The following is a 23,815-nucleotide window of genomic DNA, read 5'->3' on the forward strand; positions in this document are numbered from 1 at the left end:
ATCCCGTGCGCCCCTTGATCCTCACCCAGAACACCACCGCCGACGGCAGCATCGAGATGCTCGACGACTGGTTCGACCCGATGGCCCAGGACGCCGACCAGGCCCAGATCCTCGCCCGCGACAGCGCCTCCTGCGACGCGATCCTGCTGGGCCGGCAGACCTTCGAGGACTTCCGCGGCTTCTGGCCGCAGCAGACCGAGGACACCACCAGCGTCTCCGACGAGCTGAACGCCCTGCAGAAGTACGTGGTCAGCTCCACGATGACGGACCCCGCCTGGCAGAACTCCACGATCCTCACCGGCGACCCTGTCGAGCAGGTCCGCGCCCTGAAGCAGACCGAGGGCGCGGAGATCTCCCTGACCGGCTCGATCACCCTCTGCCACGCGCTCATCGCCGCCGGGCTCGTGGACGGGTACTGCCTGTGGACCTACCCGTACGTGCAGGGGCGCGGGCGCCGACTCTTCCCCGACGGGCACACCGAGCGGCTCGAGCTCGTCGAGCACCACGCCTTCGCCGCCGGCGTCACCTACACCCGCTGGACCTCCCGGAAGGACCGCTCATGACCGCCTCGCATCACGCCCCTGCCCGGCCGCCCGTCGTCGACGCCGAGACCTGGCAGCGCGAGCTCGCTTCGCTGCGCGAGCGTGAGAAGGCCGCGACGCGCGAGCTCGACGCGATCGCCGCGCAGCGTCGGGGCCTGCCGATGGTCGAGCTGCCCGAGTACACGCTCGAGGGGGCCGACGGGCCGATCCGCCTGGTCGACGTCTTCGACGGCGCGACGCAGCTGATCACCTACCACCACATGTGGTCACCGGGCGCCGAGTGGCAGTGCGGCGGCTGCACCGGATTCACCTCGCAGTTCACGCGCACCGACTTCCTGCGGCCCTACGACGCGCGCTTCGTGGTCGTCACACAGGGCGAGATCGGCGAGGCCCTCGCCTATCGCGAGAAGGTCGGCAACCGGATGGACTGGTACTCCACCGCGGGCAGCGACTTCGGGGCCGACATGGGCGCGCCTCCCGGCGGCGGCTTCGCCGTGAACGTCCTCCTGCGCGACGGGGAGAGGGTCTACCGCACCTGGCACACCGACGGGCGGGGCACCGAGCAGCTCGGCCACACCTTCTCCCTCGTGGACGTGCTGCCCTACGGCAGGCAGGAGGTCTGGCAGGACTCCCCCGACGGCTGGCCGCAGTCCACGACCTATGACAAGTGGCTCGACTCCCCCGACGTCGCGGCCCTCTACGGGCCGGGCGGCGGAGACTCGCACGACTCGCCGGCGCAGGGCGAGATGTGCTGCGGCGAGCAGGACACGAACATCCAGAACACGAGCACCCAGGACACGAAGGAGCAGGCATGAGCACCGAGACGCAGAGCACCGGCGAGCAGGGCACCGACGGCAGCCGCACCGCACCCGACGAGGGACGCTACGTCGTCTCCCGCACGATCCCCGCCGCCTCGCAGCAGGTGTTCGCCCTGCTCGCGGACCCGGCCCGGCACCACGAGACCGAACCGACGGACTGGGTCCGCGGCTCCCTCGAGGAGGACCCCGCGCCGCTGACCGAGGTCGGCCAGGTGTTCGGCATCGAGATGTTCCACGAGAACGCCCACGGCCGCTACGACATGCACAACCGCGTGATCGCCTTCGAGCAGGACCGGACGATCGCCTGGGAGCCCGGGCAGTACGGCCCGGACGACGAGCTCGGCACCGGCGGATGGACCTGGCGCTACGACCTCGCCCCGGCAGGCGGCGCGGGCGACGGGGACTCAGCCACGGAGGTCACGCTGACCTACGACTGGAGCGCTGTGCCCGACCCGCTCCGGGAGGAGTTCGGCCTGCCGCCGTTCCCGCCGAGCTTCCTCGAGGAGTCCCTCGCCGCGCTCGAGCGGGCGGTGACGGCGCAGTAGCCGCCGCCCGCCCGCTCAGCGCACCGTCGCGGCACCCGCGCCGGCGCCGTCCTCGTTCTCCAGCGACACGGCCACCGTCAGCGTCGCGTCGGCCGGCACGTCCCCGACCAGCGGGATCGTCACGACCTCGCGGGCGGAGCGGACGTCGGTCGCTTCGAGCTCGCCGACGGTCCGCTCCCCGTCCCAGACGAACACGCGCCGGGTGCCGGGCACCGCGGTGCGCACCACGGCGCTGATCTCGCGGCGTCGGCGGGTCGCCTTGTCCACCCGCACCGCGTCCGCGCCGAGCGAGGGGAAGCCGCCGAGCCCCACCCCGTCGGCCGCGGGCTGCAGGATCGACTGGGGCGAGGCGACGGAGCGGGCCGAGGTGTTCGGGATCCTGGGCTCGACCGGCGCCGACGGCTGGGCCTCGAGGCCCGGCAGCTCGAGCACGCCCCAGCGGAAGGGGTCGGCCTGCACGCCGGGGAAGGTGGACCAGCCGATGCGGGACTGGCCGATGCGGTCCTGGGTGTCGGAGTCGTAGACGACCACGTTGAAGCCCATGCGGGTGGGGTCGATGCCGTCGGGCAGCTCCGCGAAGGGGATCGTCGTCTCGAGCACGTAGCCCTGGTAGGGCTCGGAGATCTCGGCGGCGATCCGCACCGAGGGCGCGACCTCCTCGATCGGGCCCTGGCGGTTGTCGTGGTCGCGTCCGGCGACCGGTCCGCCCACGCCGCCCGCGCCGTCGTCCGTGCCGGGCAGCGCCCCGAGGATGAAGGTGGTGGCGGTGTGGTCGGAGGTGCCGCGCGGGTCGATCATGATCTCGACCGAGTCGGTGCGGAAGCGCTGCTTGTTGTCCTCGACCGGCAGCAGCGTGCCGAGCACGTCGTCGATGACCTGCACGAACACGTGCAGCGCGGCGTCGTCGTAGGTGACCCAGGTGGAGCCGGAGGCGTCCTCGGGGGTGACCGCCGCACCCTCCCACAGGGTGCCGATGTCGATCGGCTCGGCCGGGTACTCCCCGGTGCCGCGCATCGCGTCGACCTCGACGCCCTCGGTGCGGGAGGCGACCAGTCGCGGCACGAGGTGCAGGCCCTGCGGGGTCGCGGCGGCGACGCCTCCGGCCGACGCGGTGACCGTGACGGCGTAGACGCCGCCGTCCGGGGCACGGTTCGCCGTGGGCAGCGAGGGGTCGGTGTTCTCGATCCGCACCGTGGCCGTCGACTCGCCGAGCGCGGGCACGCCCTCGACCAGCAGCTGGGCGGGCTCGGCCGTGAAGCCGTCGGGCAGGGCGAGGGTGACCTCCGCGTCCTGCACCTGCTCGGAGCGGTTGCGCACCACGATCTCGAACTCCTCGGCGCGGCCCTGGCCGAGCGAGCGCCGGGTGGGCACGAGCGCGTCGAGGCGCTGCATGCCGAGCTCCTCGGTCCACTCGAGGAAGGCGGCGATCTCGGCGCGGTCGGCGATCCCGGCCTCGACCACGCCGGCGGTGCGCAGCGGGAGCACGTTCTCGCCGGAGCCCTTGCGGGAGGTGACGCGGGCACGCAGCAGCACGTGCTCGCCGGGGGTCGCGCTCTCCGGCACCTCGACGGTGAAGGTCGCGGTGCGGGACTGCTTGGCGGGGATCGTGCCGAGGACCTGCCGGCGCCCGGCGTCCCAGCCGTCGGGGACCTCGAGCTCGACCTGCACGCCGGGCAGGGCGCTGCCCGGGGAGCCGATCTCCACCTCGACCGCGACGCTGCCGCCGGTCTGCACGGCGAACTGCTCGCTGCGCAGCTCGAGGGTGGTGCCGAGCGGCAGCCCGCCCTCGACCGGGAGGCTCGCCCCGGCGAGCGCGGCGGTGTCCCCGCTGGTCGGGTCCGGGAACGGGGTGCGGGAGTCGATGAGGGTGAACCAGGCGGCGGGGATCTTCGCGGGGTCCGTGGTGGTGGGCGGGAAGACGTGCCAGCCCTGGGTGCGGTAGGCGTGGATCGAGTCGTCGCGCACGGCGGACCAGCGCTTGCCGTTCGTCTCGGACTCGGTGCCGTTCCACGCGCCGAACACCACGTCGCTCGCCACCAGCGGCGTGAACCCGGTCGCGACAGCGTCGGGCCCGGTCGGCGCCTGCCCGTCGGAGCCCGAGCGCAGCAGCCGCTTCGGGGCGAAGGGCTTCAGGCCTTCGTCGAAGTGCTCGGGGAAGACGTCCTCGCGACCGGCGAGGAGGTACGCCTCGACGGCGAACATCGCGGCCTGCTGGTGGTTGCCGTGGTTGCCCTGCACGGCCGAGGGGTTCATCGTCACGATCACGTCCGGCCGCGTCGCGCGCACGACGCGGATCACGCGGCTGAGCACGTCCCGCCCGCCCCACACCTCGTGGCTGAGCGGGGCGGAGAGGGTGTAGAAGAAGTCGACCGCGTCGAGGTTGAAGACGTGCTCGATCCCGGCGAAGCCGACGGCGGTGCGCTCCTCGCCCTCGCGGATCAGCCCCAGCGCCGGGCCCTCCTCGAGGCCGACGGCGTTCCCGCCGCCCTCGCCGCGGGTGATCGTGATGACCCCGGCCGTCTGATCCTCGTACTCGTTCCACTGCCCGAAGGCGGCCAGCGTCCAGGCCTCGTCGTCAGGGTGGGCGCCGATGTAGAGGATGTCCAGGTCGACGCCGCCGTCGGCGAGGGCGCGCTCCATCGGCGGCAGCCCGCTGAGGTCCAGCGCGGTGGCGCCGGCGGCGAGTCCGAGCACGGCCGAGCCCTGCAGGAGGCGCCGGCGGGAGAGCCCGCGCGGGGCGGGGGCGTCGGGGACGGGCGCGGCAGACGCGAGGCGGGCGGGGAGGGGAGGGTGCGACATGGTTCCTGACTTCTCTCGTGCGGCGGTGCGTCGATGCACCGGTGGATGGGTCGGGGTCGTACGGAACCGGCCGGGGTCAGTGCCGGCCGGCGTCGGAGCGGAGCGCGAAGGTGCCCTGGGCGCGGCGCCGGCCGAGGACGGGGCGGTCGGGGACGACGGCGTCGAGGAACTCGTAGCCGCCGCGGGTGTAGGCGGCGCGGAGGTCCCCGTCGGCCGCACCGTCGCTGAGGTGGCGCCACCAGTCGGTGATGTCGCCCCAGCCGGGCGCCGCGAGGGAGCCGCCGAACTGCTGCACGGCCAGCGCCGAGCACAGCGAGGCGAAGCGCAACCGCTGCTCGAGCGGCCACTCGGCCAGGGTGCCCAGCACCATTCCGGCGGCGAACACGTCCCCGGCGCCGGTGGTGTCGATGGCGTGGACGGGCACGGCGGGGCAGAACGACTCCTCGCCGGTGGAGGCGTCGATCGCGTAGGCGCCGTCGACCCCGTCGGTCACCACCGCCAGCGGCACCATCTCGGCGAGCGCCCGCACGGCGCGGCCGGGGCTGTCGGTGCGGGTGTAGGCCGTGGCCTCCAGCGCGTTGGGGGTGAAGGCGTGACAGTGGGCGAGCGGGGCGAGGTCCGCGGGGTCCCAGCGGCCGGTCGCGTCGAAGCCGATGTCGGCGAAGATCAGCGCGCCGCCACGGGCGAGCTCCGCCCACCAGGAGGTCTCCCCCGCGAGGTCCACGACGGCGGCGCGGGCGGCGGGGGCGCGGGCGATCATCGCCGACAGCGGCTCGGGCAGGTCGTGGCCGTGGGTGGCCATGGCCCGGTCGCCGTGGGCGGCGATGGAGACGGTCAGCGCCGAGTGGAAGTCGTCGAAGCGTCGCGAGGCGGACAGGTCGATGCCCTCCTCCTCGGCGAGGGTCTGCCACATCCAGTCGCCGTAGGCGTCGTCGCCGAAGCCGGCGACCAGGCCCGTGCGCAGCCCGAGCCGGGCGGCGGCGGTGGCGAGATTCGCGATGCCGCCGGGGCTCGAGCCCATCCCCTTGGACCACAGCTCCTCGCCGGGCTGGGGCAGGCGGTCCATGCCGGTGAAGACGATGTCGAAGAACACGGTGCCGGAGAGAAGCACGTCCAGCGGCGGGTCCGACGGGGTGCGCAGCGAGGCCAGCGGATCCCAGTCCTGCCGCTCGGCGGCCTCGGGCGGGGCCGGGGTCGCGGCGCCCGGGGCGCGCGAGGCGGCGGCGGACCGGTCGGTCAGGGCGTCGGGGCGTTCGGTCATCACTTGGCGACTCCTTCGAGCATCCCGCGGATGAAGTGGCGTTGGAGGAACAGGAACAGGATCACGGTGGGCAGGGCGATGATCACGGCGGCCGCGGCGAGCAGCGCGGTCTCGGAGGTGTACTGGCCCTGGAAGGTCGCCAGGCCCAGCGGGGCGGTGCGTCGGCTGCCGCTCGGGGTCATGATCAGGGCGATGAGGAACTCGTTCCACGTCCACATGAACACCAGCACCACCAGCGTCACGATCGCCGGCCGGGAGGCGGGCACGAGGATGCTGCGCAGCGCGCGCAGGGGGCCTGCGCCGTCGAGCGCGGCGGCCTCGAGCAGGCTCGTCGGCATCGAACGGAACTGCGCCCGCAGCCAGAAGGTGCCGAAGGCGATGGACTGGGCGACCTGCGGCAGGGCGATCGCGAGATAGGTGTCGGTCAGGCCCAGGGTGCGCAGGTCGAAGAACAGCGGGATGATCGTCGCCTCAGCGGGGATCATCATGCCCAGCAGGAACAGGTAGAAGAGCACCGTCGCGCCGGGGAAGCGCATGGTGCCCAGCGCATAGCCGGAGCCGATCGAGAGCACGGTCGCCAGGCCCACCACGATCGCGGCGACCACCACGGAGTTCCCGAGCGAGCTGCCGAAGCCGCCCACCGTCCACGCCTCGAGGTAGTTGCCGGGGTAGAAGCCGGCCGGCTCCCCCAGCGGCGCCGAGACGGAGCCGATCAGGATCGTCAGCACGGGCGCGAGCGCGAACAGCGCGAAGGCGATCAGGAGGACGTAGTTCATCACGACCTCGCCGCGGGAGACCCTCATGACTCACGCTCCCCGATGCGGGTGACGCCCACGTTGATCGCGAAGATCAGCAGCGTCAGCACGATCGCGACGGCGCTCGCGGAGCCGACCTCGCGCAGGTCGAAGGCACGGAAGTACACCTCGTAGCTGGGCACGGTGGTGGAGTTGCCAGGGCCGCCGGAGGTGGTCATGTAGACGAGGTCGAAGGTCTTCAGCGCCGCGATGATGGTCAGCACGAGCGCGACGGTGATCTCGCCGCGCACCGCGGGCAGGGTGATCGCGAAGAACTCCTTCACGGGTCCGGCGCCGTCCAGCCGCGCCGCCTCGAACAGCTCGGCGGGGATGCGGCTCATCCCGGACAGCATCAGCAGCATCACCAGCCCCATCTCGACCCAGGTGCCGATGAAGCCGACGGACGCGAGCGCCGTGCCCGGGTCGCCGAGCCAGCCGCGGGTGAGGCCGCCGAGCCCGACGGCCTCCAGCACCTGGTTCAGCGGGCCGACGGGCGAGTAGATCTGCCGCCACGCGACCGCGACGACGACCAGCGCGATCACCTGCGGCAGGAAGATCACGGTGCGGAAGAAGCCCATCCCGCGCACCTGGCCGCGGCGCAGGATCGCGGCGAGCACGAGGCCGACGACCAGCGGGATCACCGCGTAGAACACGATCAGGACCAGGGCGTTCCCGATCGCGGCGCGGAAGGCGGCGTCCCCGGCGAGGTCGACGTAGTTCTGGAGGCCCACGAAGGTGGACGCTCCGAAGCCGCGCCACTCGAAGAGGGAGAACTGCGCGGCGCGGCCCAGCGGGTAGAGCGCGAACGCGGCATAGACCGCGAAGGCAGGCAGCAGGAACAGCAGCGGCGTGACCCACGAGCGGGCCACAGCCGAGGGACGCGGACGGCGCGATGTGGCATATGTGCCACGTCGTGTCACCCGCGTCCCGCCGGCCGACGCGCGCGCCGCCGTCCCGCCGGCCGACGCGCGCGCGGCCGCCCCGCCGGCGGACGCGCGCGCGGCCGCCCCGCCGGCGGACGCGCGGACGGCCGCTCCGTCGGCGGACGCGCGCGCACCCGACCCGTCGGCCCCTCCACCTGCCCGGGCCGTGCTCCCGTGAGCTGACGCCATGTGGTCAGGACCCCTCGGTGAACGCGGCGTAGTCCTCCTGCAGCACGTCGGCGGCGGCCGCGGGCTCGGTCTGCCCGCCGATCACCTCCTGCAGGGTGGCCCCGGCGGTGTCGGCGAAGGACGGGGTGGCGTAGTCGAGATAGGGCAGCAGGGTGCCGTCGGTGGAGACCGCGTCGAAGGCCTCGTAGACGTCCTTGTTCACCCCGGACTCGGGCGCGAGCTCGGCGGTGCGGTTCACGGGCATGCCGCCGTTGTCGGCGATGAGCTGCATCGCCTCGTCGCTGGTGAGGAAGTCGATGTAGGCGGCGGCGACGTCCTTGTTCTCGGCGGCGGCGGGGATCGAGAAGGGGATGCCGGTGCCGCCGGTGGTGGCGACCGAGCCGTCGGCCCCGGGCGGCGGGGCCATGAAGCGCAGGTCCTCGCCCATCACGGCCTCCATGTCGGGGGCGAGCCAGGAGCCGCCGATGAGGAGCACGCCGGTGCCCTTGGTGTACAGCGGCCAGGCGTCGTCGTAGGCGAGGCCGTTGGGGGCCTCGCCCATCGCGCCGGACGTGCCCCATTCGGCGAGCTGGGTGAGGGCGGCGACGTTCTGCTCGCTGGTCCAGTCGGCGCCGGCGTTGCCCATGCCGAGGGTGACGATCTCCTCGGCGGGCACGAAGTTGGCCTGCAGCGGGCCGAAGACGTGCAGGGCCGGCCACTGGTCGAGGTTGCCGAGCATGATCGGCTGCTCCCCGGCCTCCTTCGCGGCGTCGACCAGGGCGAAGAGCTCGTCCCAGGTGGCGGGGGCCTCGAGGCCGAGCTCGTCGAGCTTCTTCTGGGAGTAGTAGATGCCGCAGATCTCGCCGGTCTGGGCGAGGCCGTAGAGGGCGCCCTCGCCGAAGGTGACCCCGTCGGCCGAGTAGCGCATCTTCGCCAGCACGCTGTCGCTGAAGCGGTCCTCCCAGCCGTAGGCCTCGGCGTAGCCGGTGAGGTCGGTGAGCAGCTGGTCGGCGACGTAGGCGCCCATGTCGCCGCGGGCGTTGTTGACCTGGAGCACGTCGGGCACGTCGTTGCCGGACAGGGCCAGGCCCGTCTGCTGCTGGAGGTCGTCGAAGGACTGGCTCTGCCGGTCCACGGTGACATTGGGGTACTTCTCCTGGAACGCGGTGATCAGCGCTTCGATCGCGTCGTTCTGCGCGCCGCGGACCTCCTGGTCCCAGACCGTCAGGGTCACGTCCCCGAGGGAGGCGATGTCGGTCTCGACCTCGCCGGCCGCCGGGCCGCCGCCGTCGGAGGCGTCCCCGCCGCCGCCGTCCGAGCCGGGGGCGCAGGCCGCGAGGAGCCCCAGGCCGCCGAGCGCTGCGCTGGTCCCGAGGAAATGACGTCGTCGCATGGTGTCCTCCTGAAGGGTCGGCGGTGCCGCTCCGTCGCGTCCGCCCGTGCGAGCACCCGGGTGTGGTGCACGGCACCATGATGGCATGACCTGCGCGGGACTGCACGTTCCTGTTCGAAGCTGCGTGAAGTTGCGTGCTCGGTGCTACGGTATCGCCATGCTGAGCGAGGAGCGCCACCGGGCGATCGTGTCGGCGATCCGTCGCGGCGGTGCGGCGACCGTCGCCGCTCTCAGCGCTGACCTGCAGGTCTCCGAGGCGACGATCCGTCGGGACCTCGACGCGCTCGCCGAACAGGGCCTGGTCCGACGGGTCCGCGGCGGCGCCACCGATCCGCGCGGCTCCGTGCGCCCCGAGGCCGATCCGCGCTCCTTCGCGGACGTCGCCGCCTCCGCCCCCGCCGCGAAGCAGGCGATCGCGGCGCTCGCCTGCACCCAGATCCGCGACGGCGAGGTGATCGCGCTGGACATCGGCACCACCGTCGCCGCGATGTGCCCGCTGCTGGCCGAACGCTCCCTCACCGTGGTCACCGCCTCCCTCGCCGTGGTGCGGGCGCTCGCGAGCGCCCCCGCGATCGACATCGTCGTGCTCGGCGGGCTGCTGCGCCCCACCTACGACTCCCTCGTCGGCACCCTCACCGAATCGGCACTGCGCCAGCTGCGCGTGGACCGCGCCTTCCTCGGCACCGCCGGGGTGCGGGCCGACGGCGCGGTGCTCGACTCCACCCCCAGCGAGGTCCCCGTCAAGCGGGGCCTGCTCGAGGTCGCGACCTGCTCCTACCTGCTGGCCGACCACGAGAAGTTCCCCGGCTCCGGCTACCTCGAGGTCGCCCGCCTGCCGCGCTTCACCGCCCTGCTCACCGACCGTCCCCTGCCCATCGAGATCGACCTCCCCGAGGGGGAGGCCGTGGAGGTCCTGCTGCCATGAAGCTCACCATCCTGGGAGGCGGAGGGTTCCGCGTCCCCCTCGTCCACGAGGCGGTCGCCACCGCCGCCACCGGCCTCACCGTCGACGAGGTCGCGCTGCACGACGTCGACCCCGAGCGCCTGGCGACCATCAGCGCCGTCATCGAGGAGCAGGGCGCGAGCCTGGCGGAGGAGGGACGAGCCGTCGCCCTCCCCCGCCTGGTCGCCACCACCGACCTGCGCGAGGCCGTGACCGGCGCGGACTTCGTGTTCAGCGCCGTGCGCGTGGGCGGGGCGGAGGCCCGCACCGTCGACGAGCGGGTCGCGCTCGGCCTCGGCCTGCTGGGCCAGGAGACGATCGGCCCGGGCGGACTCGCCTATGCGCTGCGCACGATCCCCGTCGCGCTCGAGATCGCGCGGACCATCGCCGAGCTCGCCCCCGGGGCCTGGACCATCAACTTCACCAACCCCGCCGGGATCGTCACCGAGGCGATGCGCTCCGTGCTCGGCGACCGCGTCGTCGGCATCTGCGACACCCCGATCGGGCTGGTGCGTCGCGTCGGCCGGCTGCTGGGGGCGGACCTCGTCGCCGGCGAGCGCGGCGCGGAGGTCGACTACGTGGGCCTGAACCACCTCGGCTGGCTGCGCTCGGTGCGGCTGGAAGGGACCGAGCGCCTCCCCGGCCTGCTCGCCGACGACGCCGCCCTCGAGGAGATCGAGGAGGCGCGGCTGATCGGCAAGGACTGGGTGCGGGCCGATGGCGCGCTGCCCAATGAGTACCTCTTCTACTACCTCCACACCGCCGACGCGATCGAGCGGATCACCGGCGCCGCGACCACGCGCGGGGAGTTCCTCGCCAGGCAGCAGGGCGACTTCTATCTCGCCGCAGCGGAGGCCGACGGGCGGGGGCCCGAGGCGCGCGCGAGCGGGCACGCCGGGGCTGCCGGCTCGGCGGGTCGCCCCGACGGAGCGGGCGGAGCCGGAGGGGAGGGTGAATCCGACTCCTGCTGCATCTCCCCGCTGGACCTCTGGCGCGAGACCCTCCACGAGCGGGAGGCGACCTACATGGCCGAGTCCCGCGACGAGGAGCGGCGCGAGGAGGACGTCGCCGGCGGCGGCTACCAGGAGGTCGCGATGCGACTCATGACCGCGCTCGCCACCGGCCGTCCCGAGCGGATGATCCTGGACGTCGGCAACATCGGCGCCGGCCGCGAGGACGCCCCTGCGAGCGAGCGGATCGTGCCCCAGCTGCCCGCAGACTGCGTGCTCGAGGTGCTGTGCGAGGTGGACGGCGACGGGATCCGCCCTCTGCCCGTGGCACCGGTGGAGCTGGGCCGGCTCGGGATGATGAGCGCGCTGCGCTCATCCGAGCGGGCGATCCTCGAGGCCGCGGTGACCGGTTCGCGGGAGGCGGCCTGGCAGGGCTTCTCCACGCATCCGCTGGTCAGCTCCCCAGAGCTGGGCCGGAAGCTGCTCGAGGGCTACGAGGCCGGACACCCGCTGATCGCGGCGCTGTTCTCCGGCCGCTGATCCCGGGCCGATCCCTCACAGGTGCCCAGCCGTGGCCCGCACCCTCTGGCGAGCCCTGCCCGGGCTGGCCGCGGTGCAGAGGTCCGCCCGGTCCTGGCCCCGCCGTCGGCCTCTCCGCAGGCTGTGTTCACCGAAGGGACGTCAGCGGCACGCGGCCTGCCTATGACAGGCCACCTGCTCCTCACGTCCCTTCGGCGGACACGAGCAGCTCCGGACCCGGCCGCCCGGCCCAACAGCTCCGGATCCAGCTCCCCGGCACAGTGGCACCGGACCCAGCTGGCCGGCCCAGCGGTTCTGACCCCACCCGGCCCAGCTGGTCGGGACCGGGCGAGTCAGAACCCGGGGTTCGCGGGGTCCGCGCCGATCCGTCCGTCCGCGCGGTCCAGGCCGTCGATGCGCTCGACCTCCTCGTCGGTGAGGACGAGCTGCGCGGCGGCGAGGTTCGAGACGATCCGCTCGGGCGTGACGGTCTTCGGGATCACGACGTTCCCGATCGCCAGGTGCCAGGCGATGATCACCTGGCCGGCGTCGACGCCGTGGGCCTCGGCGATCGCGGTGATCACCGGATCCTTCAGGATGTCGCCGCCCTGCCCCAGCGGCGACCATGCCTCGGTGAGGATGCCCTTCTCGGCGTGGTAACGACGCAGCTCGGACTGCTGGAACTGCGGGTGCAGCTCGATCTGGTGCATCACGGGAACCACTCCGGTCTCGGCGATGATCTCCTCGAGCTGCGGGATCGGGAAGTTCGAGACGCCGATGGACTTCGCCTTCCCCTCCTGCTGCAGCTCGATGAGGGCCTTCCAGGACTCGAGGTACTTCCCGCGCTGGGGGCTGGCCCAGTGGATGAGATAGAGGTCCACGTAATCCGTGTCGAGCTTCTCGAGGGAGGCGTCGAGAGCCGCCTTCGCGGAGTCGAATCCCTGGTCCTCGTTGGCGAGCTTGGTGGTGATGAACAGGTCCTCGCGCGGGACGTCCGCGGCCTTCACGGCGCGGCCCACGCCGCCTTCGTTCTGGTAGCCGGCCGCGGTGTCGATGTGCCGGTAGCCGGCGTCGATCGCCTGGCGGACGACGTCGGCCGCGACCTCGTCCTCGACCTGCCAGACGCCGTAGCCGAGCTGGGGGACGGACCTGCCGTCGTGGAAGGGCGGAGCGGGAACAGCGGTCATGGCGGAGCCTCCTCGGTATGCGTTTGCCGGCCCAGCCTATGACTGCGGGCTCCGGGTCGACGACGATCGTCCGACTGGTCGGCCGCCGCCGGCGCTCACCACGTCCTGTGGTGGCAGACTCGGGCACGAGCGTTGCTGCCCGCGCCGTGCCAGGTCGCCCCGTCGCGCACTTCGACGACGACCACACGGGCGCGACCCTGCTCGGTCTCCTCCACCTCGCGTCGCAGGCTGGCGAGGACCCGCTCCGCCGGCAGCGCGCCGCCGAGCTCCGCCATCAGCGCGGGATCGCAGCGCAGGCGGAGGTAGAGGTCCCCGACTGCGCTCCGCACGGGGCGCAGCCGGATCCGGGCGGGATCCCCGGCGCCCGCCTCCGTCGTCCCGGGCATCGTCATGAGGGCAGGCTACGCAGCGGCGCCCCGTGAGCGCGGCGTCGGCAGCCGGGGGCTTCCCGATACGGTGGCCGCGTGTCCCTCGCCCTGTCCCTGACCCTGATCGGCCTGGTGCTGGTCTGCGCGGTCATCCAGCGAGTGGCCGGGATGGGGCTCGGCATCGTCTTCGCCCCCATGACCACAAGGCCCTCCTCCATCGGTCGTACCAACGCGTACCGAAGCTGACCGAGGTTCAGACCGGAGTCGACGGCAAGGTCCCGAAGTGCGCAGGGGCCGTGATCACGAAGGTTGCTGAGCACCAGCGCTTCATGCCGCGTATGCATGGAGCTCTGGAGGGCCGCCGGCTCTTCTCGTCGACGATCTGACGCATTCCCGATTGCGCTCCCTCGCCACCTTCTCTAGCGGGTCGCCAGAGAAGGGCTTTGGACTGCACACCGGTATCGATCAGCTGCGGGCGAGACAGGCCCCTCTCCTTGCATGCGCGGAAGACCTCGCGGATACCGCCACCCTCACCCTCGATGATCGCGGACCCTTTACGGGAGTCCTCCCAGGCGCGGTCCAGGGACATCCCGGCGGGTACGGAGGCGGCGCCGGCACTCTCGTCTCCTGCCCGGAGCCCCGGGCGCGCCCCACCGGAAGGACGCTCATGAGCACGTTCCGCCGCCTGATCGGCACCGCACAGAAGGCCCTGGACCAGCAGAGCTCGGGCCGCTCCCGCTCGGGAGGGGGCCCGGACTGGCGCTCCCTCGTGCGCGGCGCCGCCGATGCCCTCACCGGGGACGGTGACTCACAGCGCACCGCTCACGACCCCTCGCCCTCCCGGGGCGACGGCCCGCGCCGGGACCACCGGGCCGCGGACTCCTCGCGCGGGACGGACGTGGGCATCCCGACGACGTCCATGCCGTCCCTCGCCGGGGACCGCTCCGTCCACGGCTCCGGCAGTGGCGCGCACACGGGCGCCACTGGGCCCGCCGGCGCAGCCCGAGCCGCCGGCGCGGCGGGGGCGACGGAGGTCACCGCGGAGGACCGTCGGGCGATCGCCCGCTACGACTACCTGGTGCGCACCGCGGAGCCGGACCAGCTCGAGCGCGTGCACCGCGAGGCGTTCGAGCGCCTCACCCCGGCGCAGCGGCAGCAGCTGAGCTCGTCGATGCGCAGCGAGCTGCCCGAGGGCGAGCGGCCGCGCTCCGAGGACCCGCAGGACCTCGCCCGCTCCGCGACCCGTCTCGGGGTGCTGGATCCGCGCCGGCTCACGCGTCTGCTGGGCCGCTCCGGCGGCGTCGGCCCCTCCCGTGCAAACGGGGACGGCTCGGGCGCGGACGACTCCAGCCGCGACGGCGCGGGCGGGCGCCCCTCCGGCGGGATCGGCAAGGCCGCGCTCGGTGCCGGTGCCGTCGGCCTCGGGGCGGCGGGAGTCGGTGCGGCGGGCCTGCTCGCGGCCGTCGCAGGCGGCGCGGTGCTCAGCTCCGTCGGCGGATCGCTGCTCGAGGCGGCGATCGGTGACGGGATCGACGTCGACGCCCTCGCCCCCGACCTCTCCGAGCAGCTCGCGGGCTTCACCGACGGATTCGAGGGCATGGAGGGGCTCGAGGGAATGGGCGACTTCGGCGGCATCGATGGCCTCGACGGCGCGGCCGACGGGATCGGCGGCGGCGTCACCGACCTCGGCGAGCAGCTCACCGGCTTCGGCGACCGGGTCTCCGATCTCGGCCTCGGCGACCTCTTCGGCCGCTGAGCACTCCTGACGCCCGGCTGCGGCCCGGCCCCGCACGCCGGGCCGCGGCGCTCACTTCGCCTCGGGATCCGGCTGGTGGATGCCGAAGACGTTGTTCTCGGTGTCGTGGAAGTAGCCCTGCCAGGCCATGCCCGGCAGCGCGTACTTCGGCAGCGCGACCGTGCCGCCCGCGGCGGTGATCTTCTCGGCGACCTCGTCGAAGTCGGCAACGCCCATGGTCAGGGTGGCGCCCATGACCGGGCCGCCCACCTCGGCGTCGTCCAGGACTGACTGCGCCAGGGTGACGGCTCCCGCCCACGCCGCCACCGTCCTCGATGCAGCGCACAATTCTGCGTCCCCTGCGTGATCTCACCGCCCTGTGCGAGCTGAGGTCACGCGGGGGACGCCGAATCGTGCACGCCCGAAGAGGTGAGCGGCGTCAGCCGATGTGGTGCGTGCGTGCCGCCGAGACCGAGACCGGTGCGGCTTCCTCACCGGCGAGAGTCACCTCGGCTCCGCCCGCCGGCCAGTCGAAGCTCTCCGGCAGCGCGGAGGCGTCGAGCCGGACCGCGCCGGCCGGGCCGCTGAGGAAGACGTGGCACATCCCGTCCTTCTCGACCGCCCGCGCCCAGTCGACGCCGTCGAGCGTGAGCTCGCCGAGGCCGCGGGAGCCGGCCAGGCGCGCCTTGTGCTCGGCCATGAACTCGCCGAGGGACTCGAGCGCCGCGACCTGCAGCTCGTGGACGGAGCCGTCGGCGCGGGGGCCGACGTTCAGCAGCACCCGCCCGCCCTTGGAGACCGCGTCGACGACGTGCCGCATCACCTGCGCACCGGTCATGTACTGGGCGTCATTCTCGACCTGGTTGTAGCCGAAGGAGAGGCCCACGCCGCGGCAGTTCTCCCACGGCTGGCCGTCGGGGATCTCCCCGGACTGGTACTCGGTGGTCACGAAGTCCTGGTGCGCGCCGGCGAAGCGGTCGTTGATCAGCCCTTCGGGACGGGACGTGTAGAAGTGCTCGAGCAGCTCGCCGAGCCCGCCCTCCTCGAAGTGGAAGTTCTCGTCGGGCCAGCCGATGTCGTTCCAGAAGACGTCGGGTGAGTAGCGGTCGATGAGGTCGCGGACATGGGAGGCGCAGTACCTCCCGTACTCGTCGCCCCGCGGACGCTTCAGGTCGTGCACGTCCTCACCGCTGACCAGCGGCTCCGTCGGCCGGACGTGCCAGTCCAGACCGCCGGAGTAGTAGACGCCGAAGCGCATGCCCGCCTCGGTCACCGCGGTCGCGATCTCGCCGACGAGGTCCCGCTGCGGGCCGCGGTGCACGGTGTTGCGGCCCCCGGTGCCGGGCGCGTCCCACAGGGTCACCCCGTCGTGGTGCTTGGTGGTGGGCACGACGTAGTCGGCGCCGGCGTGGCGGAACAGGTCGGCCCAGGCGGCGGGGTCGAAGTCGGAGGTGTCCCACTGGTCCAGGAAGTCGTCGTAGGGCGCGTCGCCGTGGACCTCGCGGTGGTGCTCGGCCGCCGGGGAGCCCTCGATGCGGATCGTGTTGAAGTACCACTCGGCGTAGGGGTTGTGGGCGAACCAGCCGGCGTCGTCGGGGACCGCGCCGAGCTCTGCGGTGGGCTCGGCCCAGGCGGGCACGGAGTACGGGCCCCAGTGGATGAAGATGCCGAGCGGCGCGTCGCAGAACCAGTCGGGCAGTCGCTGCGGGAGGGAATCCCAGGTCGAGGGGTCAAGCATGGCAGTGGGGCTCTCCGTCGAGTCGGGCGTGCAGGCTTGGTCCGAGTGTCCTCCTTGCTCAGCCCTCCCGCAGCACCCGGTACACGATCGAGTCGTCGCGGCGGTCCCAGCCGAGCTCGCTGCCGCGGCGGTAGAGCTGCTGTGCGGCGGTCGCGAGCGGCACCTGCTGGTCCACCTCCTCTGCGGCCTCGGCGACCAGCCCCATGTCCTTGACGAAGAGGGTCAACGCGGAGCGGACGTCGTCGTAGGCGCCCTCGACCATGCGTGCGCCGCGGTCGCCGAACATGAAGGAGGCGGCCGCGCCGGTGCCGAGCACCTCGTGGACCTGGCGGAGGTCCAGGCCCATCGAGTCGGCGAGCGCGAGCGCCTCGCCGGCGGCGGCGATGTGCACGCCGCACAGCAGCTGGTTGACGATCTTGAAGCGCTGCCCGTCCCCGGGGCGCGGGCCCACGACGGGGGCGTTCGAGGCGAGGGCGTCGAGGACCGGCCGCGCGGCGGCGACGTCGGACTCCGCACCGCCGACCATGACCAGCAGGTCGCCGTCGGCCGCACGGGCGGCCCCGCCGGAGACGGGCGCGTCCACGATCCGCACGCCCGTCCCCTCGAGCCGGGTCGCGGTCGCGTCGAGGGCGGCGGGCCCGACGGTCGACATGATCAGCAGCACCGTCCCCGCCGTGAGCTCGCCGGCGATCCCGTCCTCCTCGCCGAACAGGACGGCCTCCAGCTGGTCGGGGGTCGCGACCATCACCGCGACGACGTCGGCGCCTCGCGCGGCCTCGCGCGCTGTCTCCGTCGTGGCGGCGACCTCGGCGATCGCCTCACGGGCCGCGGGGAACAGGTCGTAGGCGGTCACGGGCAGTCCTGCGCCGGCGAGGGCGCGGGCCATGGGGGCGCCGATCGCGCCCAGTCCGATCCAGGCGACGGCGGGGGTGGTGGTCATCGGGGGCTCCTCGGGGTCGGGTCCGCGGTGGCGGGTGCGGCGGGGGTCATCGGGCGCTCACCGCGGCGGCGAGCACGTCGACCACGTCGGCGAGGGCCTGCTCGCCGCCGACGTTGCCGGGGAAGACGACGTAGGGGGCGCCCATGACCTCGTCCGGCGCCTCCTGGGCGGAGAACAGGGAGACCTGCCCGGGCCAGAACTGTCCCTCGACGCGGGCGCGACGGATCCCGAGGCCGTTCTCGGCGACCTCGTGGGAGGTGATCCCGCCCTTGGCGACCACCCAGGCGGGCTTCGCCGCGCGCACCCGTCGGACCACCTCGACCACGGCGTCGGAGACGCTGCGGGCAATGGCGAGGGACTCGGCGGGATCGTCGGTGCGCACCAGGTTGCGGCTGGTGAAGACGACGCAGTCGGAAGTGCGGAGGGTCGCCGTCGCCTGCGCGGAGACGTCGGCGAGGTGGTGCTCGCGGCGCTCGTCGAGCACGGAGGGGACGTGGATCTCGACCTCGGCGAGGGTGCCGCGCTGCTGGACGGCGCGCAGCTGCGTGGTGGTCAGTCCGACGTGGGAGCCGACGACGACCAGGCCGTGGTCGAGCCGCCCCTCGGGGATCGTGATCGAGTCGGGGTCGACGACGCGTGCGCCCTGCTGCCCGACCAGTGGGCGCACGAAGGAGGGCGCGCAGCGGGTGACGAAGGTGCGTCCCTCCGCCTCGAGCGCCGCCATCGCCCCGGCGACGACCTCGAGGTCCTCGTACTCGGTGGCGTTGACGACGACCCAGGTCCTCTCGCGGGCGCCGGCGAGGAGCGTCCGCACCCGCGCGGTGCCGCCCTCACGGATGTCCTCGAGCGAGAGCGAGAGGACCTCGCTCGCGCGCACGGCGCCGCCGGAGCGCTCCTCGAGGAATTCCCGCAGGTCGGAGCTGGTATAGCCGAAGGTGGCGTCGCGTGCGAAGTCCGTCTCGGCGACCTCGACGGCCTCGCCGTCGACGGTGGCGTAGTGGACGTCGCGCTCGGTGAACCGGCCCGCCTCGAGCATCGCGGGGCAGAGCACGAAGGCGTCGACGTCGATGCCGCGCTCGGCGAGCTCGTCGGCGATCGCGACCGGCTCGGCGATCACGTGGCCGCGCAGGGTCGAGTCGGAGCGGGAGACGACGTGCAGCCCGGCCGCCGGGACTCCCCCGTCGAGCACGCCGGCGACGACGCGGCGGTTCAGCGCCACGGCCTCCACCTCGTCCAGGGCGCGGGTGTTCGTCAGGACGAAGCAGGCGCTGCCGGGTTCGGCGAGGACGCCGACAGGGATCGCCGGGTCGAGGTCGAAGGCGACGTCGATCCCCGCGACGCACTGGGACCCGGTGGGGTCGTCGTCGAGGATCAGCAGTCGGCGGTCGGTGGGCGCGGTGGCGGTCACGGGGCCTTCTTCCAGGAGCGGTGCGTCCCGGCGGGGACGAGGACGGGCGGGCCGGTGCGGGGCCGGGCCGACGGTCGGGGCGGGGCCGCGCCCCGTCCCAGCCTGTCAGACCGGCCCCGATCGGCTAGGCGGCGATCACGAACAGCAGCGAGGACAGCGCGAAGCCGAGCTGCGAGATCGTCGTGCCGACCAGCGACCAGGTCTTGAACGTCGTGATCGTGTCGAAGCCGCAGAACTTGCCGATCAGCCAGAAGCCGGAGTCGTTGACATGGGACCAGCCGATGGACGCGGCGCCGATCGCGATGACGACGGCGGCGACCGCGATGGTCCCGAAGTCGCCGGCCATGATCGCCGGCGCCATGATCGAGGCGCCGGTGGTCGCGGCGACGGTCGCCGAGCCCTGGGCGATGCGCATCGCCATGGTCACGAGGTACGCGGCGATGATCAGCGGGAGCCCCATCGCATCCAGGCCCTCGGCGACCTGTCCGCCGATGCCGGTCTCGGTGAGGACGCGGCCGAAGGCGCCGCCGGCGCCGGTGATCAGGATGATCGAGCAGACGGGGGCGAGCGCGTCGTCCACGAGCTCCTCGAGAAGTCCGCCCACCTGCTGACCGGAGCGACGGCGCGGGATCACATAGAGCAGCACCATCGCGGTCAGCGCGGACAAGGCCATCGCGACCGGGGTCGCCCCCACTAGTCGGGAGAGCTGGTAGAGGACGTTCTGGTCGGAGACGGAGCCGGAGGCCTCCATGGTCGAGAGCCCGGTGTTGAAGAAGATCAGCACCAGCGGCATGAGGAGGACCAGCAGGATCGCCCCGAAGGCGGGCCGTTCCTCGACCGGGACCTCGCGCGGCTCGCCGAGCAGGGCCGGCACCGGGGTGTCCGGGAAGCGCTTCGAGATCGCCCGGGCGACCAGGTAGCCGCCGAAGTACCAGGTGGGAAGCCCGATCAGAAGCCCGACGAGGATCACGAGACCGATGTCCGCGCCCATCACCGTCGCGGCGGCCGTGGGCCCGGGGTGGGGCGGCAGCAGCGCGTGCATCATCATGAACGACGCGATCGAGGGGAGCACGTAGAGCATGAACGAGCCGCCGAGGCGTCGGGCGACCGTATAGATGACCGGCAGCATCACGATGAAGCCGGCGTCCAGGAAGATCGGGAACGCGTAGAACAGCGAGGCGACCGAGAGGGCGAGCGGCGCCCGCTTCTCCCCGAAGGTGTCGAGCATCTTGTCGGCGAGCACCTGCGCGCCGCCGGTGACCTCGATGATGCGTCCGAGGACCGCGCCGAAGCCCACGAGCAGGGCGACTGTGCCCACGGTGCTGCTGAAGCCGGCGATGACCACGTCGATCACGTCGGCGACGCCGATGCCGGCGGCGAGGCCGGTCAGAACAGCGACGATCAGCAGCGAGAAGAAGGCGTGCAGACGGGTCTTGATGATCAGGAACAGCAGGAAGGCGATCGCGACGACCGCGATCGTCAGGAGCAGCCAGACAGGCCGCTCTGCGAGGACGAGTTCTTCCACGGGAGTGTCTCCAGGGGTGTGGTGGCGGTGCTCGTCGGGTGCCGTCACGCCGGAGCGCTCGGGACCCGGGTCGGCGCGCGGGTCCCGAGCGCTCGCTCGAGTCCCGGGCGTCGATGCCCGGCCGACGGGCGGAGCCCGCAGGATGGATGGGTGGGTTACGGCGTGATCCTGTCCGACGGGCAGAGCCCGCAGGACTGATCGAAGTGGTGCGGCGCAGGGCCGGCCGATGGGGCGTCGGCCGGCACCCCGTCGTCAGGAGTCCTTCGGCGTCGCCTTCGGTGCGGGGCCGAGCTCGGCCAGGAGCTGCGACATCTTCGCGTAGGCCTTGTTGCGGTAGGCGATCAGCTCCGCGGCGGTCGCCTCGTCATAGTCGCCGAGCAGGCCCTTGCCGTTCTTGACGCCCTTGCGGTCCTCGGCGACGGCCTCGGTGAGGATCGTCGGGGTGGCGAGGCGGTCGCCGAAGGCGTCCTCGAAGGTCACGAAGCAGTTCGCGTAGACGTCCAGGCCGGCCTGGTCGGCGATCGCGAAGGGGCCGAAGAAGCCCAGTCGGAAGCCGAAGGTGGTGCGGACGATGGTGTCGACGTCCTCTGCGGTGGCGACGCCCTCCTCGACGATGGAGGTCGCCTCCTTCAGCAGCGCGTACTGGAGGCGGTTCAGCACCATGCCGGGGGTGTCGGCGACCTGGGCGCCCTCGTTCCCCGACTTCTCCAGCAGCTCCTTGACCGCGGCGACGGTCTCGGGCGTCGTGGCCTCGCCCGCGACGAGCTCGACGCCGGGGATGAAGGGGGCGGGGTTGGAGAAGTGGACGGTGAGGAAGCGCTCGGGGTTCTTCACCGCGCTGACCAGCTCCTTGACCGGGATGGTCGAGGTGTTGGTGCCGATGATCGCGTCGGGGCGCGCGTGCTGCGAGATCATGCCGAGCACGTCGCGCTTGACGTCGAGGCGCTCGAAGACCGCCTCCTCGATGAAGTCGACGTCCGCCACGGCCTCCTCGAGGCTCTTGCCGGCGGAGATGTTCTTCGCGACGAGGTCCGCGGAGCCCGGCGAGAACAGGCCCTGCTCCTCGAACTCGCGCGCCTCGCGCTGCAGGCGCTCGAGGGAGGCGTTCGCGTTCTCGACGCTGACGTCGGCGATGGTCACGTCGAAGCCGGCGATGGCGAGGACCTGGGCGATGCCGCCGCCCATGTATCCGGCGCCGACGATGGTGACGGTCGAGATGGTCGAGATGGTCATTCGGGGGAACTCCTTCGTCCGGGGGCGCCTCTCGGACGAGGGCGCCGGCGCTGCCACGCCCGACGCCGCCTTCGTGAAGGCGTTCCGTGGGCTCGTGACAGCCATTCTAGCTATCCTATTGGATATTGACCAGGGGTGGTCCTGCGACGTGATACTGCCGCAGAACCGAGGACCGAGGCGCCTGATGGGCGCCTTGCCCCAGCCTGTCGCGCAGGTCAGTGCATGTGCTTGCCGCCGTCGACGTTGATCGACGTGCCGCTCACGAAGCTCGAGTCCTCGCCCACGAGGAACGCGATCAGGCCCGCGACCTCCTCGGGCTGGCCCACGCGCTGCAGCGGGATGTTCGCGCTCATCCCCTCCTTGCGCTCGTCGGTGAGTGTGCCGCCCATGATGTCGGTGTCGATCGGGCCCGGCAGGATGACGTTCGCGGTGATGCCGTGGACGCCGAGCTCGCGCGCCGTGCCGCGGGTCAGGCCCTGCACGGCGGCCTTCGCGGCGGCGTAGCCGGTCTTGGAGAAGGTGCCGCCGCCGTCGAGGGCGGTGATCGAGGAGGTGTTCACGATGCGGCCGCCGACACCGCCGTCGATCATGCGGCGCGCCGCGGCCTGGGTCATCAGCAGCGCGCCCTTGGCGTTGACGCCCATGACGCGGTCCCAGCTCTCCGGGGTGATGTCCATGAGCGGCTGCGGGGAGGGGATGCCGGCGAGGTTCACCAGCGCCACGACCTGAGGCAGCTCGCGGTCGATGCGGGAGAAGCCCGCCTCGACGGACTCGGGGTCGGCCACGTCGATGCCGACGCCGAGCACCTTCCGGCCGGACTCCGCGGGGATCTCGTCGTTCAGCTGCGCCGCGAAGGCCTCGACGGCGGCGCCGTCGATGTCGGCCGCGGCGACGCTCCAGCCGTCGGCGACGAGCTTGCGGACGACGCGTCGGCCGATGCCGCGCTCGGCGCCGGCGCCGGTGACGACGGCGGTGCGGGCCTCGGGGAAGGGCTGGACGCGGGTGATCTCGAGGGTCATGGTGTTCTCCTTCGAACGGGGGTCCCGGGCCGGGGGCTCAGGCGGTCTCGGCCAGCGCCGAGCTCAGCACCTGGCGGATGTACTGCACGTTCTCGGCGATCACGCCGAGGGAGTCGGAGCCGTAGTGCTCGCAGCAGAACGGGCCGGTGTAGCCCAGGTCGAGGGCTCGGCGGATGACCTGGCGGTAGTTGATGTAGCCGTACTTCAGCGGCATGGGCGCGCTCGAGTAGGCGCCGGTGGCCGGGTCGAGGTCGCGGGTGTAGTTCTTGATATGCCAGAAGTTCGAGTGCGGCAGCACCTTCTCGAACATGTCCGGCCAGGGCTCGACCTCGCGGTGCAGGCGCACGAGGTTGCCGAGGTCCGGGTTCAGGCCGACGCTCTCGTGGTCGACGTCGCGGAGGAATGCCACGGCATCGTCGGCCGTACCGATGTAGGTGTCCTCGTACATCTCGAGGCTGACCTCGATGCCCTGCGCCTTCGCGGCGTCGCCGAGGGTGCGGACCCGCTCGATCGCGAGGTCGCGCAGGGCCGGGTCGTCGACGTGGCCGTCGGCGAGCCAGAACCAGATCGCGGCGGCCTGTTCCTCGGTGAGGGCCTGCATGAAGCCCGTGTTCACGACGGTCACGCCGAAGCTCGGGGCCAGCTCGATGAAGCGCAGCGCGTCGGCGAGGTTCTGCTCGCCGTTCTCGACGTCGACGACGGAGTTGCGGGTCATGGAGATCGAGGAGAGGGTCAGCCCCTCGCCGTCGAGCACGCGGCGGAACTCCTCCACCCGCTCGTCGGAGAGCTTCGCGAGCGGCAGCCAGGCGTCGGTGGGGTCGATCTGGTCGACGCCGAGCTCCTTGACCTGTCGCAGCTGGGAGGCCCAGACGCTCGAGGAGGCCTCGAGGGTGGGGGTGCCGTCCGGCGTGGTGCTGCCGAACGAGAGCATGTTGGCACCGATGGGCCAGTTCTCTGCGGTGAACATCGTCGTCCTTTCACGGGGGTCACTCGTGCCATCGATCCTA

22 protein-coding genes are annotated in these 23,815 nt (G+C 72.6%); 7 read left to right on the forward strand and 15 right to left on the reverse strand.

What is annotated here, in order from left to right:
• Nucleotides 1-5: 5 nt before the first annotated feature.
• From Y09_RS14295 to Y09_RS14305, 3 genes are read left to right on the forward strand one after another with little or no spacing between them, the layout of a single operon-like run.
• Nucleotides 6-563: a dihydrofolate reductase family protein gene (locus Y09_RS14295; protein ID WP_053918389.1), complete on the forward strand. Its 558-nt coding sequence runs from the start codon at nucleotides 6-8 to the stop codon at nucleotides 561-563.
• Nucleotides 560-1,357 carry a DUF899 family protein gene (locus tag Y09_RS14300; RefSeq protein WP_082358876.1) on the forward strand — a complete coding sequence of 266 codons (798 nt, stop codon included), beginning with the start codon at nucleotides 560-562 and terminating at the stop codon, nucleotides 1,355-1,357. Before Y09_RS14295 ends, Y09_RS14300 begins: the two co-directional genes overlap by 4 nt.
• Entirely contained in the window at nucleotides 1,354-1,905 is a 552-nt protein-coding gene (locus Y09_RS14305; protein ID WP_148639676.1) for an SRPBCC family protein, read from the forward strand. The genes Y09_RS14300 and Y09_RS14305 overlap by 4 nt, the downstream gene beginning before the upstream one ends.
• A gap of 15 nt (nucleotides 1,906-1,920) precedes the next feature.
• On the opposite strand, the gene Y09_RS14310 is transcribed toward Y09_RS14305, so the two are convergent.
• The 5 genes from Y09_RS14310 to Y09_RS14330 form a co-directional block, all read right to left on the reverse strand.
• Nucleotides 1,921-4,704 (reverse strand): sugar-binding protein, encoded by a 2,784-nt coding sequence (locus Y09_RS14310; RefSeq protein WP_053918391.1) that lies wholly within the window; start codon nucleotides 4,702-4,704, stop codon nucleotides 1,921-1,923.
• Nucleotides 4,705-4,780: 76 nt separating this feature from the next.
• Nucleotides 4,781-5,965 (reverse strand): carbohydrate kinase family protein, encoded by a 1,185-nt coding sequence (locus Y09_RS14315; protein WP_234695753.1) that lies wholly within the window; start codon nucleotides 5,963-5,965, stop codon nucleotides 4,781-4,783.
• A complete protein-coding gene (locus tag Y09_RS14320) occupies nucleotides 5,965-6,768 on the reverse strand; it encodes a carbohydrate ABC transporter permease (RefSeq protein WP_053918393.1) in 804 nt (267 codons plus the stop codon). The genes Y09_RS14315 and Y09_RS14320 overlap by 1 nt, the downstream gene beginning before the upstream one ends.
• Entirely contained in the window at nucleotides 6,765-7,628 is an 864-nt protein-coding gene (locus tag Y09_RS14325) for a carbohydrate ABC transporter permease (RefSeq protein ID WP_053918395.1), read from the reverse strand. Before Y09_RS14325 ends, Y09_RS14320 begins: the two co-directional genes overlap by 4 nt.
• A gap of 247 nt (nucleotides 7,629-7,875) precedes the next feature.
• Complete coding sequence (locus Y09_RS14330) at nucleotides 7,876-9,243, reverse strand: ABC transporter substrate-binding protein (RefSeq protein WP_053918397.1); 1,368 nt, start codon at nucleotides 9,241-9,243, stop codon at nucleotides 7,876-7,878.
• A gap of 157 nt (nucleotides 9,244-9,400) precedes the next feature.
• Here Y09_RS14330 and Y09_RS14335 point away from each other — a divergent pair, with 157 nt between their 5' ends.
• Nucleotides 9,401-10,168 (forward strand): DeoR/GlpR family DNA-binding transcription regulator, encoded by a 768-nt coding sequence (locus Y09_RS14335; protein WP_053918399.1) that lies wholly within the window; start codon nucleotides 9,401-9,403, stop codon nucleotides 10,166-10,168.
• Nucleotides 10,165-11,676 carry a 6-phospho-beta-glucosidase gene (locus Y09_RS14340; protein ID WP_053918401.1) on the forward strand — a complete coding sequence of 504 codons (1,512 nt, stop codon included), beginning with the start codon at nucleotides 10,165-10,167 and terminating at the stop codon, nucleotides 11,674-11,676. Before Y09_RS14335 ends, Y09_RS14340 begins: the two co-directional genes overlap by 4 nt.
• A gap of 332 nt (nucleotides 11,677-12,008) precedes the next feature.
• On the opposite strand, the gene Y09_RS14345 is transcribed toward Y09_RS14340, so the two are convergent.
• Nucleotides 12,009-12,842, reverse strand: coding sequence for an aldo/keto reductase (locus Y09_RS14345; protein WP_053918403.1), 834 nt, complete (start codon nucleotides 12,840-12,842; stop codon nucleotides 12,009-12,011).
• Between the two features lie 95 nt (nucleotides 12,843-12,937).
• Nucleotides 12,938-13,234: a hypothetical protein gene (locus tag Y09_RS14350; RefSeq protein WP_148639677.1), complete on the reverse strand. Its 297-nt coding sequence runs from the start codon at nucleotides 13,232-13,234 to the stop codon at nucleotides 12,938-12,940.
• A gap of 72 nt (nucleotides 13,235-13,306) precedes the next feature.
• Between Y09_RS14350 and Y09_RS17590 the strand changes: the two genes are divergently transcribed.
• Nucleotides 13,307-13,456, forward strand: coding sequence for a hypothetical protein (locus Y09_RS17590; protein ID WP_159419668.1), 150 nt, complete (start codon nucleotides 13,307-13,309; stop codon nucleotides 13,454-13,456).
• A gap of 421 nt (nucleotides 13,457-13,877) precedes the next feature.
• A complete protein-coding gene (locus Y09_RS14355) occupies nucleotides 13,878-14,966 on the forward strand; it encodes a hypothetical protein (protein WP_053918407.1) in 1,089 nt (362 codons plus the stop codon).
• Between the two features lie 51 nt (nucleotides 14,967-15,017).
• On the opposite strand, the gene Y09_RS14360 is transcribed toward Y09_RS14355, so the two are convergent.
• The 8 genes from Y09_RS14360 to Y09_RS14395 all read right to left on the reverse strand — a co-directional run bounded on the left by Y09_RS14360 (nucleotide 15,018) and on the right by Y09_RS14395 (nucleotide 23,775).
• Entirely contained in the window at nucleotides 15,018-15,200 is a 183-nt protein-coding gene (locus Y09_RS14360) for a VOC family protein (RefSeq protein WP_200716826.1), read from the reverse strand.
• A gap of 184 nt (nucleotides 15,201-15,384) precedes the next feature.
• Nucleotides 15,385-16,683, reverse strand: coding sequence for an alpha-L-fucosidase (locus tag Y09_RS14365; RefSeq protein WP_053918409.1), 1,299 nt, complete (start codon nucleotides 16,681-16,683; stop codon nucleotides 15,385-15,387).
• 58 nt (nucleotides 16,684-16,741) lie between these two features.
• On the reverse strand, nucleotides 16,742-17,623 hold the full coding sequence (locus tag Y09_RS14370) for an NAD(P)-dependent oxidoreductase (protein ID WP_053918412.1): 882 nt from the start codon (nucleotides 17,621-17,623) through the stop codon (nucleotides 16,742-16,744).
• 46 nt (nucleotides 17,624-17,669) lie between these two features.
• On the reverse strand, nucleotides 17,670-19,031 hold the full coding sequence (locus tag Y09_RS14375) for a four-carbon acid sugar kinase family protein (protein ID WP_053918413.1): 1,362 nt from the start codon (nucleotides 19,029-19,031) through the stop codon (nucleotides 17,670-17,672).
• Between the two features lie 124 nt (nucleotides 19,032-19,155).
• Complete coding sequence (locus tag Y09_RS14380) at nucleotides 19,156-20,556, reverse strand: GntP family permease (protein WP_053918415.1); 1,401 nt, start codon at nucleotides 20,554-20,556, stop codon at nucleotides 19,156-19,158.
• Nucleotides 20,557-20,808: 252 nt separating this feature from the next.
• Complete coding sequence (locus tag Y09_RS14385) at nucleotides 20,809-21,789, reverse strand: 3-hydroxyacyl-CoA dehydrogenase family protein (protein ID WP_053918417.1); 981 nt, start codon at nucleotides 21,787-21,789, stop codon at nucleotides 20,809-20,811.
• A gap of 215 nt (nucleotides 21,790-22,004) precedes the next feature.
• Entirely contained in the window at nucleotides 22,005-22,808 is an 804-nt protein-coding gene (locus tag Y09_RS14390; RefSeq protein ID WP_053918419.1) for an SDR family NAD(P)-dependent oxidoreductase, read from the reverse strand.
• 37 nt (nucleotides 22,809-22,845) lie between these two features.
• The gene (locus Y09_RS14395) at nucleotides 22,846-23,775 is read right to left on the reverse strand and encodes a sugar phosphate isomerase/epimerase (protein ID WP_053918421.1); all 930 of its coding nucleotides are present in this window, start codon (nucleotides 23,773-23,775) and stop codon (nucleotides 22,846-22,848) included.
• Between the last annotated feature and the right edge of the window lie 40 nt (nucleotides 23,776-23,815).

Source organism: Brachybacterium sp. SW0106-09, from assembly GCF_001293905.1.
Taxonomy (GTDB): Bacteria; Actinomycetota; Actinomycetes; order Actinomycetales; family Dermabacteraceae; genus Brachybacterium; species Brachybacterium conglomeratum.